The sequence below is a fragment of the Bradyrhizobium sp. USDA 3364 genome (assembly GCF_054056355.1).
The window spans coordinates 8,187,310-8,200,494 of sequence record NZ_JBSRYG010000002.1 but is presented as its reverse complement, the minus strand read 5'-3'; the positions used below and the strand labels follow the sequence as shown (position 1 = coordinate 8,200,494).

Annotated in this window: 13 protein-coding genes and 1 pseudogene; 7 read left to right on the top strand and 7 right to left on the bottom strand. The window is 64.6% G+C overall.

The window, feature by feature from the left end; translation table 11 throughout:
- Nucleotides 1-94: 94 nt before the first annotated feature.
- The gene (locus ACVILL_RS38760; protein ID WP_076859210.1) at nt 95-388 is read right to left on the bottom strand and encodes a GYD domain-containing protein; all 294 of its coding nucleotides are present in this window, start codon (nt 386-388) and stop codon (nt 95-97) included.
- Between the two features lie 411 nt (nt 389-799).
- Between ACVILL_RS38760 and pdhA the strand changes: the two genes are divergently transcribed.
- From pdhA to ACVILL_RS38745, 3 genes are read left to right on the top strand one after another with little or no spacing between them, the layout of a single operon-like run.
- The gene (gene pdhA / locus ACVILL_RS38755; protein ID WP_456733843.1) at nt 800-1,897 is read left to right on the top strand and encodes a pyruvate dehydrogenase (acetyl-transferring) E1 component subunit alpha; all 1,098 of its coding nucleotides are present in this window, start codon (nt 800-802) and stop codon (nt 1,895-1,897) included.
- Entirely contained in the window at nt 1,890-2,870 is a 981-nt protein-coding gene (locus tag ACVILL_RS38750) for an alpha-ketoacid dehydrogenase subunit beta (protein WP_456733842.1), read from the top strand. Before pdhA ends, ACVILL_RS38750 begins: the two co-directional genes overlap by 8 nt.
- A 20-nt stretch (nt 2,871-2,890) precedes the next feature.
- Nucleotides 2,891-3,988, top strand: a complete 1,098-nt coding sequence (locus ACVILL_RS38745; RefSeq protein WP_456733841.1) for a dihydrolipoamide acetyltransferase family protein — start codon at nt 2,891-2,893, stop codon at nt 3,986-3,988.
- A 21-nt stretch (nt 3,989-4,009) separates the two neighbouring features.
- Here the strand turns inward: ACVILL_RS38745 and ACVILL_RS38740 are convergent, their stop codons facing one another.
- From ACVILL_RS38740 to ACVILL_RS38720, 5 genes are all read right to left on the bottom strand, one after another.
- On the bottom strand, nt 4,010-4,435 hold the full coding sequence (locus tag ACVILL_RS38740) for a carboxymuconolactone decarboxylase family protein (protein ID WP_456733840.1): 426 nt from the start codon (nt 4,433-4,435) through the stop codon (nt 4,010-4,012).
- 70 nt (nt 4,436-4,505) lie between these two features.
- On the bottom strand, nt 4,506-5,348 hold the full coding sequence (locus tag ACVILL_RS38735) for an alpha/beta fold hydrolase (RefSeq protein ID WP_456733839.1): 843 nt from the start codon (nt 5,346-5,348) through the stop codon (nt 4,506-4,508).
- A gap of 99 nt (nt 5,349-5,447) precedes the next feature.
- A complete protein-coding gene (locus tag ACVILL_RS38730; RefSeq protein WP_456733838.1) occupies nt 5,448-6,290 on the bottom strand; it encodes a transglutaminase family protein in 843 nt (280 codons plus the stop codon).
- Nucleotides 6,291-6,466: 176 nt separating this feature from the next.
- Nucleotides 6,467-7,414: an alpha-E domain-containing protein gene (locus tag ACVILL_RS38725; protein ID WP_456733837.1), complete on the bottom strand. Its 948-nt coding sequence runs from the start codon at nt 7,412-7,414 to the stop codon at nt 6,467-6,469.
- A gap of 175 nt (nt 7,415-7,589) precedes the next feature.
- Nucleotides 7,590-9,008: a circularly permuted type 2 ATP-grasp protein gene (locus ACVILL_RS38720; protein ID WP_456733836.1), complete on the bottom strand. Its 1,419-nt coding sequence runs from the start codon at nt 9,006-9,008 to the stop codon at nt 7,590-7,592.
- Nucleotides 9,009-9,245: 237 nt separating this feature from the next.
- On the opposite strand from ACVILL_RS38720, the gene ACVILL_RS38715 reads away from it, so the two are divergent.
- From ACVILL_RS38715 to ACVILL_RS38705, 3 genes are all read left to right on the top strand, one after another.
- On the top strand, nt 9,246-9,998 hold the full coding sequence (locus ACVILL_RS38715; protein WP_456733835.1) for a competence/damage-inducible protein A: 753 nt from the start codon (nt 9,246-9,248) through the stop codon (nt 9,996-9,998).
- Between the two features lie 6 nt (nt 9,999-10,004).
- Entirely contained in the window at nt 10,005-10,532 is a 528-nt protein-coding gene (gene gpt / locus ACVILL_RS38710) for a xanthine phosphoribosyltransferase (protein WP_456733834.1), read from the top strand.
- A gap of 113 nt (nt 10,533-10,645) precedes the next feature.
- Nucleotides 10,646-11,269 carry a hypothetical protein gene (locus ACVILL_RS38705; protein WP_456733833.1) on the top strand — a complete coding sequence of 208 codons (624 nt, stop codon included), beginning with the start codon at nt 10,646-10,648 and terminating at the stop codon, nt 11,267-11,269.
- A 15-nt stretch (nt 11,270-11,284) separates the two neighbouring features.
- On the opposite strand, the gene ACVILL_RS38700 is transcribed toward ACVILL_RS38705, so the two are convergent.
- On the bottom strand, nt 11,285-12,307 hold the full coding sequence (locus ACVILL_RS38700; protein WP_456733832.1) for a methionine synthase: 1,023 nt from the start codon (nt 12,305-12,307) through the stop codon (nt 11,285-11,287).
- Between the two features lie 98 nt (nt 12,308-12,405).
- Here ACVILL_RS38700 and ACVILL_RS38695 point away from each other — a divergent pair.
- Nucleotides 12,406-13,111, top strand: a pseudogene (locus ACVILL_RS38695) (glutathione binding-like protein).
- The last annotated feature ends 74 nt before the right edge of the window (nt 13,112-13,185 follow it).

Here is a 13,185-nt window from a genome sequence, read left to right as displayed (position 1 = left end):
GGCATACGCCGTCGCCCTCGTGCGTTTCGCGTCTTCATTCATTCACGCGACCAAGAGCCGGCCGCGTAGGGATCCGTTGGGAGATCCGAAGCCGCTACGGGAGTTCGGATATCAGCTTGGTCCACTCGGCCTCGGGCCACGCCCGCGAGGTGCAGGTCCGAATGTTTCCCATTGAGCTGAGAGCAAGCGCGAGTTTTGTAATGTTGTCGCCGAGGGGCGCTTCGGCGAGGAGAAGAATGTCATGCTCGCCGGAGGTGAGATAGACCTCCTTGATTTCGACACCGAGCTTCTGGGCGAGTTCTCGCGCCGCTCTGCTGCGCTTGGGAGCTTCCTTGACATTACGAATTCCCTGGTCGGTCCAGTCGATCCTCAATATGAATGTCGCCATGTCGTCCTCCAAGGGTTATGCATTCCCTCGTCTGCCGCGTGCGCGGCAGGCCAACTTGCTTCACGTTGAAGTTGAAGGAGCGCCACATAAGGCAGGCGCTGCTATCAGACTGAGATGCCTGCCGACGGCCTGACCGCCGCCCGTTCCTTCAAACGGCGACGTCGGCCCGTCCCGTCTCAAAGGGCAGCTCGGTGCAGATTACGCCACGTCGCTTGTGCGAGAAAGAGGGCTCCCCGCGTTGTGATCGGGAGCGCGGCGGCGAGGCTCGGCGATCCCTCCGCCGTCGACGCGCGCGCCGAGAGAGAAGCCAAGAGAGAAGCTATGAGAGAAAGCCGCCGCGGTATTGCATCGTTGCGGCCCGAACACCAAATATTTGAACGTGGGAGGCAGAACCGCTCCAGGAGTGAGCGCGTGGCCAGCAAAAGAGCAAACGAAGAGCTCCCCGTCATTGCGCGCTTTGAGGTGCGTCGCCGCAATTATCTCGCGCCCGACGGCTCGATAGACCGGCCGCTTCCCTCCTTCGCTACAGATGCCCGACTGCTCGTCGAGCTTTACCGGTCGATGGTGCTCCTGCGCCTGTTTGACCGAAAGGCTGTTGCGTTGCAGCGCACCGGTCGACTTGGAACCTATGCCGTTTCGCTCGGCCAGGAGGCGGTGTCGGTCGGCATCGCGAGTGCGATGCGGGAAGATGACGTTCTGCTGCCCTCTTATCGCGACAATGGCGCGTTGCTCTGGCGTGGCGTCAAGCCGGAGGAGATCCTGCTGTTCTGGGGCGGCGATGAACGAGGCAATCACTTCTCCGGTCCGCGCCACGATTTCCCGTTCTGCGTTCCCGTCGGATCACAGGCACCGCACGCCGCCGGTGTTGCCTATGCCCTGAAGCTGCGCAAGGAGCCGCGCGTGGCGGTCTGCTTGTTCGGCGATGGCGCAACCTCGAAAGGCGACGTTTACGAGGCCATGAATTTCGCCGGCGTTCACAAATTGCCGCTCGTGTTCGTCGCCACCAACAATCAATGGGCCATATCGGTGCCGCTGCGGCTGCAGACGGGGGCCGAGACGCTGGCGCAGAAGGCCATCGCCGCAGGGTTCAGCGGCGAACAGGTGGACGGAAGTGACGTGGTGGCGATGCGTGCCGCCGCCGAGGACGCCATTGCCGCTGCCCGCGACGGCAAGGGCCCTCACTTCATCGAAGCGGTCACCTACCGGCTAGGCGATCACACGACGTCAGATGATGCATTGCGATATCGCTCGGCCGAAGAAGTCCAGGCGCATTGGAAGAGAGAGCCGATTGCGCGCTTCAGGTCCTATCTTGTGGGTCAGAAGATGTGGACCAAGGCGGATGAGGAGCAGCTTGCCGCCGAGTGCCATGAGCGCATCGAGGCGGCGGTGGAGCGCTATCTGAAGACGTCGCCGCGCCGAGCGGAAACCATGTTCGACAACCTCTATGCCGAGCTACCCGAGGCGTATGCCGAGCAGCGCCGCGAACTCGCGGGAGAGGATGATGCCTGAAGTCACGTTGGTCGAAGCCATCAATCTGGCGCTCGGCCGCGCCATGGCGGATGATCCTGATGTGGTCGTGCTCGGCGAGGATGTCGGCGTCAATGGTGGCGTCTTCCGCGCGACTGTCGGCTTGCAGGAGCGCTTCGGTCCGGAGCGTGTCCTCGATACACCGCTTGCCGAACTCCTGATTAGCGGGCTCTGCGTCGGCATGGCCGCGCAGGGATTGAAGCCCGTCGGGGAAATCCAGTTCATGGGATTTATCTATCCCTGTCTCGATCAGCTGGTGAACCACGCATCACGGATGCGCAACCGTACTCAGGGACGGCTCACCTGTCCGATGGTCCTGCGCACGCCGCATGGTGCCGGCATTCGCGCGCCCGAGCACCATTCCGAAAGCACCGAGGCGATGCTCGCCCACATTCCGGGCTTGCGTGTCGTCGTGCCTTCGTCGCCGGAGCGCGCCTATGGACTTCTCCTCGCCGCGATCCGCGATCCAGATCCGGTAGTGTTCCTGGAGCCGACGCGGTTGTACCGCGCGGCGAAAGGCGAGGTGGATGACAACGGCGAAGCCTTGCCGCTCGATCGCGCCTTTATCCTGAGGGAAGGTCGCGACGTCACGCTGATCAGCTGGGGCGCGATGCTGAAGGAAACGATGGCCGCAGCGGACGCGCTTGCCGACGACGGCATCGCCGCCGAGGTTATCGACCTCGCCACGCTCAAGCCCTACGATGAAAACACCGTGCTCGGTTCGGTCGCAAAGAGTGGGCGCTGCGTCATCGTGCATGAGGCCGCGCACACCGGAGGATTTGGCGCGGAGATCGCAGCTCTGATAGCCGAGCGCGGACTATCCTCGCTGCTCGCACCCGTGACCCGCGTCACCGGTTACGACACGGTCATTCCGATGGCCCGCCTCGAGCACCGCTACATGCCGTCGGTCGGACGCATCGTGACCGCAGCCCGAAAGGCGTGCCAGTACAACTGAACACCAACGGACCTCGTGCCATGCGCCAGTTCACGTTGCCGGACCTTGGTGAAGGTCTTGAAGAAGCGGAGATCGTCACCTGGTACGTCAACGAGGGCGATCACGTCGTGACCGATCAGCCGCTCGTTTCGGTCGAGACCGACAAGGCGGTGGTCGAGATACCGGCGCCGTCGAGCGGGCGGATCGCGCGCCTGTTCGGTACCAAGGGCGATATCGTGAAGGTCGGCGCGCCGCTCGTGGAGTTTGCCGAGGACGCCGGGCAGGACACCGGCACGATTGTGGGCGAGCTCGGGACCGGCGAGCAACGGCCGGTGCCGACAACTGTTTCGCCGCCCAGCGGGCAGGGAGCCCATGTGTTTCCGGCAGTGCGGGCGCTCGCGCGCAAGCTTGACGTCGCGCTCGATCTCGTCGAGGCGACGGGGCCCGGCGGCACCATCACGCGGGCCGATGTCGAGCGAGCGGCGAAGCGGATGTCTCACGGCGGACCCGCCGAGCCGCTGCGCGGCTTGCGCCGCGCGATGGCCCAACGCATGACGGCAGCGCACGCGGAAGTCGTCCCGGCAACGGTCACCGATGAAGCGGACATCCACGAGTGGCGGCAGGGCGAGGATGTGACGATCCGCCTGGCGCGGGCGATCGCCGCCGCCTGCAAGGCAGAGCCCGCACTCAATGCCTGGTATCATTCCGGCGCGGGAGAACGGCGTTTGATCGAGCGCATCGATCTCGGGATCGCCGTCGACACCGGCGGCGGCCTGATCGTTCCCGTGCTGCGCAATGTCGCGGAGCGGAGCGTATCGGACCTGCGGGCCGGACTGGACCGTCTGCGAGCCGACGCAATCGCACGTGCGATACCACCGGAAGAGCTGCGCGGTGCGACGATCACGTTGTCGAATTTCGGCATGATCGGAGGCCGGTTTGCCAATCTCATCATCGTGCCGCCGCAGACGGCGATCGTCGGTGCCGGGCGGATATCGGAGCGCGTGGTCGCGCTTCGGGGAGAGGTTGCGGTCCGGCGCACGCTGCCGCTATCGCTGACCTTCGACCATCGGGTGGTGACGGGCGGTGAAGCGGCCCGTTTCCTGGTTGTCCTCAAATCCGACGTCGAGCGCGTTTCGTGACGTCACTCGTTCGCGGCGGCCTCACGACTCCTGGCTCTGCCCGGCCGGTGCATCGACGAGGAACGCTTCGTCCACCGGCACGCCGAGCGCGGTGACCAGCCGGTTGGTTTCCGCGGCCATGCCGACGATCGCCAGCATTTCCTGATATTCGGCGTCGGTCATGCCCTTGGCGCGGGCGCCCGCGGTGTGGGAGTGGATGCAGTAGCTGCAGCCATGGGCCACCGAGACCGCGACGTAGAGCATCTCCTTGACCTTCGGGTCGAGCGCGCCCGGCGCCATCACCTCCTTGATGCTCTCCCAGGTCCGCCGCAGCGTCTTCGGATCATGCGCGAGCGCGCGCCAGAAATTGTTGACGAAGTCCGAATTTCGCGTCTTGCGGATGTCGTCGAAGACGGCGCGGGCCTCGGCCGAGAGTTCGTCGTCGGAGAGCAGTTTGACGGTTGCCATGGCTTCTTATTGCTCCGGTTAGAAAACGTCGATGATCATAGCGGGGCGGACAGCGCTGCTTCGGCTGCGATCAGGAATCCAGAAAATCCTTGAGTGCTGCGTTGAACAGCGCGGGATCCTGCAGGAACGCGAAGTGGCTGGCATTGGGGAAGATCAGCAGGCCGGCGCCCGGAATGGTCGCGGCCATGTATTCGGTATGCTCGCGCCTGATGCCTTCGTCATATTGGCCGTCGGCGATCAGCACCGGCGCGCGGATCGTGCGCAGCTCCTCGTCGGTCCAGTTCGGCTGGCTCTCCCACATCTTCTCGATCTGTTGCAGGAACTGGTCGTATTCGCCCGGCGTCGGCGAGAGCCGCTCATACTCCGTCTTCGCCCGCGCGATGAACTGCGCAAAAGTGGGATTCTTGTCGATGTCGGGCTTCAGGCCCGAGGTCTGGGTGTTGGCGCCGAACACGAACACGCGGCTGACCCGATCGGGATGGCGCATCGCCATATCCAGTCCGATGATGGCGCCGTCGCTCCAGCCGACGATCGCCGCGCGCGGGATCTTCAGGTGATCGAGCAACGCCACGACATCGTCGGTCATCAGATCGTAGCCGAACGGCTGTGTGTTGCGGCCGCTGCGGCCGTGGCCGCGGCTGTCGACGCAGATCACGCGATGCCGCCGCGCGACCTCCGGCACCTGCAGGCCGAAGTAATCGGAATTGGAAAGCCCGCCATGGAGAAACACCACCGGATCGCCTTCACCGGTCTCGACATGGAACAGGCTGATCCCGTTGACCTCGGCGTGGGCGCTGCGTCCGGAGATCGGCGCCGGCGTCGCGGGCAGTGTCTGCCAGCGCTCGACCGCGCTGGCACGCGGGATGCGCGCCAGGCCGAGCAGGGCGGCTGTGAGAAAGAGACGTCGGTCCATGAGACATACTCCGGAAGCCCCGCGCCCGGAGCGGTTGGTGGATTCCGGGACCGCACCAAGAGGCGCTCCGAGAATGACGATGTTGAGACGGGCCCAGCCTTACGACTGCGTCTGGCTCTGCCACTGTCCGGGGCGGCCGGCCTGGTCGACCTTGACCGCGACGGTCAGCGTTTCGTTGCCGCCGCCATAGCGGGTGCCGCGGACGGGGGCGGCGCCGAGATAGTCGAGGCCGATCGCGACGCGGGCATGGGCGTCGGTGGTGCAGATGCCGTTGGCGGCGTCGAAGCCGATCCAACCCAAGTCCGGCACGTAGGCCTCGGCCCAGGCGTGGCCAGCCTGCTGGTTGACCATGCCGTCGGAGCGCAGGAAGTGGCCGGAGACGAACCGCGCCGGGACGCCGCCGGCACGCGCGCAGGCGATCAGGATGTGGGCATAGTCCTGGCAGACCCCGCGCTTCAGCGCGAACGCCTCGGAGGCCGAGGTGGCGCTGTTGGTCGGGTCCTCGTCGAAGGTCATGTGCTCGTAGATCTGCACCATCAGCGCGTGCAGGAAGCCGAGCACGTCGCTGCCGGCCTCCGCGCGCAGCTCGCGCACGAAACTCGTCATCGCCGGGTTGAGGTCGGTCAGCGAGGTGGCGCGCAGGAACAGGCTCGGCGGAAACCGCTCGTCGGTGCCGCGCAGCACGCCGCCGGTGTCGTGGGTTTCGACCAGGCCCTCGCAATGGATCGTGAGGTCGCTGATCGAACCATGCGTCAGCACATGGGTGACGTTGCCGAAAGCGTCTTCATGGGTGTCGAGCCGGGAATCGGTCGAGACGTCGATCTGCCAATTCGCGACATACTGGCCGTCATGGCTGCCCGGCGTCATCCGCAGAATCTGGATCACGCCCGAGGCGGCCGGCTCGTAGCGGTAGGTGGTGGTATGGGCTATCCGCAGGCGCATGGCTCAACCGAGTTCAGTCGTTTTTTGCAGGAGCGTCGTGCCCGGCCAAAAGCGCGAAGCGCGTCTTCGCACCAGATGTGCCGGGCACCCACGTCTTTCTTCCTGATCGCCCTTCAAAGCAAGACGTGGATGGCCGGGTCAAGCCCGGCCATGACGAGATTTTGCCTTAAAACCCATCAAATCAGATACTGCTTGGTGATGATCTCACCCAGCCGTGAGTTGTCCGCGATGAATTCCTGGATGAATTCGTGCACGCCATGCTGGAAGATATCGTCCATGTTGCTGTGCTCGAGCCGGTTCCTGATGCCGCGGGCGTGGCGCTGGGAAGCGCCCTGGCGGCCGTAGGCGACGCCGATCTGGTCCAGGTTGCGCACCAGGTTGCTGTAGCAGCTCGCAAGCGACCGCGGCAGCGTGTCGTTCAGGATCAGGAGGTCGGCGATCAACCAGGGCTTTAGCGTCTCCCGGTAGACCCAGTGGTAGGCCGTGGTCGCCGACACCGAGCGCAGGATCGAGGTCCACTGGTAGTAATCCAGCGGGCCGCCGACATGCTCCTCCTCGGGCAGCAGCACGTGATATTTCACGTCGAGAATGCGTGCGGTGTTGTCGGCGCGCTCGAGATGGACACCGAGCCGCGAGAACCAGTAGGCGTCGTTGCGCAGCATGGTCCGGTACGCCGAACCGTCGAAGCGAAGCGAGGTCTCCTGAACGAAGCGCAGGAACTTGGCCAGCTCCTCGCGGCTGCCGGTGCCGCCCTTGGTCCACACCGCCTGCAACTCGATCCAGGCCGAATTGATGGTGTCCCACATCTCCGAGGTCAGCGCGGTGCGTACCGAGCGCGAATTGAGCCGCGCCGCCTCGATGCAGTTCTTGATCGAGGAGGGGTTCTCCGACGAGAACGACAGATATTCGACGACGTTCTGCTGGTTGGCTTCCTGGTAGTGATCGTAGAAGCTCGCGCCGACGCCGGCGGTGAGCAGCGCCGAGTCCCACTCATTGGTCTTGCCGATATAGGCCGCGGGCAGCGCGGTGACGCGCAGCGTGGCGTCGATCGTGCGCGCGAGATACTCGGCGCGTTCGACGTAGCGGGCGAGCCAGAACAGGTTTTCGGCGGTGCGCGACAGCATCCAGAATCCTCACAAAACGCGACGCATTTTGAGCTCACCTCCCCCTGAAAGGGGGAGGTCGGCGCGTAGCGCCGGGTGCGGGTCTTCTCTCCATTCGGCGTATGCGGCCGACCCCCATCCCGACCTTCCCCCTTTCAGGGGGAAGGAGCCCTTCCGCGTCATGCTCCGATACAAATCACTCACTCAGTATCCAGGTGTCCTTGGTGCCGCCGCCCTGGCTCGAATTGACCACGAGCGAGCCTTCCTTCAGCGCCACCCGCGTCAGCCCGCCGGGCACGATGGTGGTGTGGCTGGAGCCGGTCAGCACGAACGGGCGGAGGTCGACATGGCGCGGCGCCAGGCCCTTGTCGGTGCAGGTCGGGCAGGTCGACAGCGCCAGCGTCGGCTGGGCGATGAAGCCTTCCGGCTCGCGCTTGAGCTTGTCGCGGAATGCCTCGATGGTCGCCTTGGTGGCGGCCGGGCCGATCAGCATGCCGTAGCCGCCCGAGCCGTGCACCTCCTTGACGACGAGGTCGGCGAGATTGTCGAGCACATAGGACAGATCCTGCGGTTCGCGGCAGCGCCAGGTCTGCACGTTCTTCAGGATCGGCTCCTCGTTGAGGTAGAACTTCACGATGTCGGGCATGTAGGAATAGATCGCCTTGTCGTCGGCGATGCCGGTGCCGACCGCGTTGGCGAGCGTGATGTTGCCGGCCGCATAGGCCGACATCAGCCCGGGGACGCCGAGCGCGGAATCCGGCCGGAAGGTGAGGGGATCGAGGAAGTCGTCGTCGACGCGGCGATAGATCACGTCGACCCGCTTCAGCCCCTCGGTGGTGCGCATGAACACCTCGTCGTTCTTGACGATGAGGTCGCGCCCCTCGACCAGCTCGATGCCGAGCTTGTCGGCGAGGAACGAGTGCTCGTAATAGGCCGAGTTGTAGACGCCGGGCGTCATCAGCGCGACCGTCGGCTCGGCGGAGGCGCTGTGCGGCGCTACCGACCGCAGCGCCGACAGCAGCTCGTCCGGATAACGCTCCACCGGCGCCACGCGGTGCCGCGCGAACAGGTCCGGAAACAGCCGCATCATGATCTCGCGGTTTTCCAGCATGTAGGACACGCCGGACGGCGTGCGCGCATTGTCCTCCAGCACGATGAAATTGTCCGGATCGGTGCGGATGATGTCGATGCCGGCGATGTGGACGTAGATGTCGTGCGGCACGTCCTGGCCGTTCATCTCCGGCCGGAATACCGGGTTCTGGAAGATCAGGTCCTCGGGGATGATGTTGGCGCGCAGGATGTCGCGGCCGTGATAGATGTCCTTGAGGAACAGGTTGAGCGCGAGCACGCGCTGCTTCAGGCCCTTCTCCAGCAACGTCCACTCGGTCGCGGACATGATGCGCGGGATGACGTCGAACGGGATCAGTCGCTCCTGGGCTTCGGAATCGCCGTAGACCGCGAAGGTGATGCCGATCCGCCGGAACAGCAGCTCCGCTTCCTGGCGTCGATAATCGAGCGCGTCCGGCGGCGTCTCTTTGAGCCAGCGGGAGAGCTCCTGGTAGGCCGGGCGGAGATCCTCGCCGAGGCCGTTCATCTCATCGAACGCGACTGCCATATATCCTGACTGCCCTCCCAAGCCATCTGACACAGTGCATGACTTGATGGGATGGTAGCAAGGGGCGGGCCAGCGCGATATGCATTGGCTTGCGGCATTTGCTAGGGATAGCCAGGAAGGCCTGCCCGAAAAACCGGCTGAGGTCTGCTTAATTCGGCGGCAAAACCCCGTGACATCAAGGCATTGGATCGGCAATGTCAGGGGATCAAGTTAGGGCAAGCGTTAGGGAATGAGACCATGAGCGAGATCGTCACGGCGGGGATACTGGTGATCGGCGACGAGATCCTGTCCGGCCGGACCAAGGACAAGAACATCGGCTTCATCGCCGAATACCTGACCAATATCGGCATCGACCTGAAGGAGGTCCGCGTCGTCGCCGACGACGAGGCCGATATCGTCTCCGCCCTTGATGCGCTGCGGCATAGGTACACCTACGTGTTCACCACCGGCGGCATCGGGCCGACCCATGACGACATCACCGCCGACAGCGTGGCGAAGGCGTTCGGGGTCGATATCCACCATCATCCCGATGTGGTGGCACGCTTCAGGGAGCGCTGGAGCGAGCAGGACCTCAACGAGGCACGGCTGCGGATGGCCCGGGTGCCCGACGGCGCCGAACTGATCCAGAGCGCGACCATCCTGGCGCCGGGCTTCAAGCTCGGCAATGTCATCGTGATGGCCGGCATTCCCACCATCATGCAGGCGATGATGGACATCGTGGCGCCGACCCTGAAATCCGGCGTGCGGATGCTGTCGGATTCGGTCCGCGCCGACGCGCGGGAAGGCGATATCGGCGGCCCGCTGCGGGCGATCGCGGAGGCTCATCCCGACACCATCATCGGCAGCTATCCGTTCCAGGACGAGAACCAGAAGCCGAACACCAATCTGGTGGTGCGCTCGCGCGATCCGGAGAAGCTCGCTGCGGCAATGGTCGCGGTGAAGGAGATGCTGAAGCAGGTGCAGGCCGCGCAGAAGAAGCCGGTAGGTTGAGACGACATGGTCGAGAGAAGTTCTGAACCGAGTGCACAGGAGTGGGCGGGCAGGCCGTTCCCGGTCTCGTGGGATCAATTCCACCGGGATTGCCGGGCGCTGACCTGGCGGCTCAACGAGGTCGGGCCGTTCCATGCGGTGGTCGCGATCACGCGCGGCGGGCTGGTGCCGGCTGCGATCGTGGCGCGCGAGCTCGGCCTGCGGATCATCGATACTGTCTGCGTCGCCAGCTACGACCACGACAAGCAGGGCGACCTGAAGGTGCTCAAGGGCATTTCGGAGCAGACCGCCAAGCTCGGCGGCGGCACCGGCAAGGGGCTCTTGATCGTCGACGACCTCGTCGACACCGGCAAGACCGGCAAGCTGGTGCGCGAGTTGCTTCCCGACGCACATTTTGCCACCGTCTACGCCAAGCCCAAGGGACGACCGCTGGTCGACACCTTCATCACCGAGGTGTCGCAGGACACCTGGATCTACTTTCCCTGGGACACCGCGCTGTCGTTCCAACCGCCGATCCGGGATGGAGCGGCCTGAGTTGACCCGTCATTGCGAGCGAAGCGAAGCAATTGACGGCTCCGCATATGCGGTCGCATGGATTGCTTCGTCGCTTCGCTCCTCGCAATGACGCGTGTGGTTAGAGGCGTGCCATGCCCCTGCAAAATCGTGTCACCCCATCAGGCGACATCGTCGCGTCAGACCATCGCGGCACCTTCACCGGCAATCGCGGCATCATCCACGATCCCGCGACGCGGACGCTCTTGAACAAGCGCTGGTCGAGCCCGGCGTGGCTCACCTGCGTCTGCGAGTTCAGGGGACGGCGGCGCGAGGTGATGCGCCGGCAGAGCTGGACCGAGCTTTTCTTCCTCGACGAGGCCACCGCATTTTCGGCCGGGCACCGGCCCTGCTTCTACTGCCGCCGCGACGACGCCAAGCGGTTTCGTGCCGCCTGGGAGGAAGGCAACGGCGTCAGCGACCTCAGCGCCAAGGCGATGGATGCGGTGCTGCACGCCGAGCGGCTCGACCGAAGCAAGAAGCGGCTGCACCCGCTGCCGATGCCGATTGAGAGACTGCCCGACGGGACGATGGTGCAGGCGAACGGCGAGAGCTATCTCGTCGCTGGTGGCAAGACGTTACGCTGGTCGTTCGCCGGTTACGACCCGGCCGACGTGACTGCTCCAGCGATGCTGCTGACACCGCCGTCGACCGTGCGCGCATTTACGGCCGGCTATCGGCCGGTGCTGCATCGGAGCGCGGCTGCCGCGCCCGGCTGAGCCGACGGCGCTGCCTTACGCCAGCCGCTGCCTTGCCAGCTTTGCGCCCGCGCCGAGCGCGATCAGCTTTGCTTCGGCGATATCGCGCCGCATCGGCGCCATGCCGCAATTGGTGGTCGCGATGATGTTGGCCTTCGGCACATGCTTCGCGACGGCCTCGATCACCTTGACGACATCCTCGGCAGTCTCGACCTCGTCGCTGGCGACGTCGATCACGCCGGCCTGCACGATCTTGCCGGGCAGCGCGGCGAGCAGCTCGATCGGCACCTTCGAATTGCGGCATTCGATTGCGACCTGCTGGATCGTGCTCTTGTCGATCACCGGGAAGGTCTCTTCATATTGCCGCCACTCGCCGCCGAGCGTCTGCTTCCAGTCGGTGTTGGCCTTGATGCCGTAGCCGTAGCAGATGTGCACGGCGGTGGCGCAGGTCAGGCCTTCGGCCGCGCGCTCCAGCGCCTTGATGCCCCAGTCGCGCACTTGGTCCATGTAGACGTTGAACGCCGGCTCGTCGAACTGGATCATGTCGACGCCGTCGGCCTGCAATGCCTTGGCTTCCTGGTTCAACAGCTCCGCGAAGGCGAACGCCATCTTGACGCGGTCGCCGTAATATTGATCGGCGATGGTATCGATGATCGTCATCGGACCGGGCAGGGTGAACTTCAGCCGGTTCTTGGTGTGGGCGCGCGCGGCCCGCGCTTCGCCCTCATGGACGCGGCCCTTGAGCTGCAGCGGCGCGACCACCTGCGGCACCATCGCTTTGTAGCGGTCCTTGCGGATGCCCATCTCGACCTTGTGGGCGAAATCGATGCCCTCGATCCGCTCCAAAAAGCCGTGGACGAAATGCTGGCGCGCCTGCTCGCCCTCGGTGACGATGTCGACGCCGGCATCCTCCTGCAGCTTGACCGCAAGCACCGTGGCGTCGCGCTTGGCGCGGGCGAGCTCGGCGCCCTCCGACTTCCAGGGTGCCCACAGCATGTTCGGCTCGGCGAGCCATTCCGGCTTCGGCAGGGAGCCTGCGATCGTGGTTGGAAACAGCATGGGTGCCTCCCGTTGGGTTCTGATTGAGCGCCTGTGTGCCATGTCCTAAGGTGGACGTACAGAACAACAAAAGTCTTTGTGACGGGGAATAGACGCCGATGATCGATCTGCACTACGCGCCGACGCCGAACGGCTGGAAGATCTCGATCATGCTGGAGGAACTGGGGCTCCCGTACACGGTGGGTCCCGGTGAACATCCGCGCCGGCGAGCAGTTTCGGCCCGAATTCCTGGCGATCAGCCCGAACAACCGCATCCCAGCCATCGTCGACCATCAACCGGCCGACGGCGGCGGGCCGTTCTCGGTGTTCGAGACCGGCGCGATCCTGATCTATCTCGCCGACAAGACCGGCGGTTTCCTGTCGCGGGAGTTGCGTGCGCGGTCGAACGTCATCCAGTGGGTGATGTGGCAGATGAGCGGCCTCGGGCCGATGCTCGGCCAGCACGGCCATTTCGCGCTCTATGCGGCCGAGAAAATCCCTTACGCGATCGAGCGCTACCGCGACGAGACGGCGCGGCTCTATGGCGTGCTCGACCGCCAGCTCGGCAGGACCGGCGCCTATATCGCAGGCCCCGACTATTCGATCGCCGACATCGCCTGCTTCCCCTGGACCATGACCCACAAGGCGCAGGGCTTCACCCTCGACGACTACCCGCACATCAAGCGCTGGTACGCCACCGTGCGCGCCCGGCCGCAGGTGCAGGCGGGGCTTGCGATCGGAAAATTCGTCAAGGAGCCGTTCGACGAGGAATCACGCAAGAACATGTTCGGCCAAAAGGCCAGGGAAGTGTTGGGAAAACAATAGATGCTTCCTCGTCGTCATTGCGAGCGAAGCGAAGCAATCCATCGCGCCACGCGTGGGATATGGATTGCTTCGTC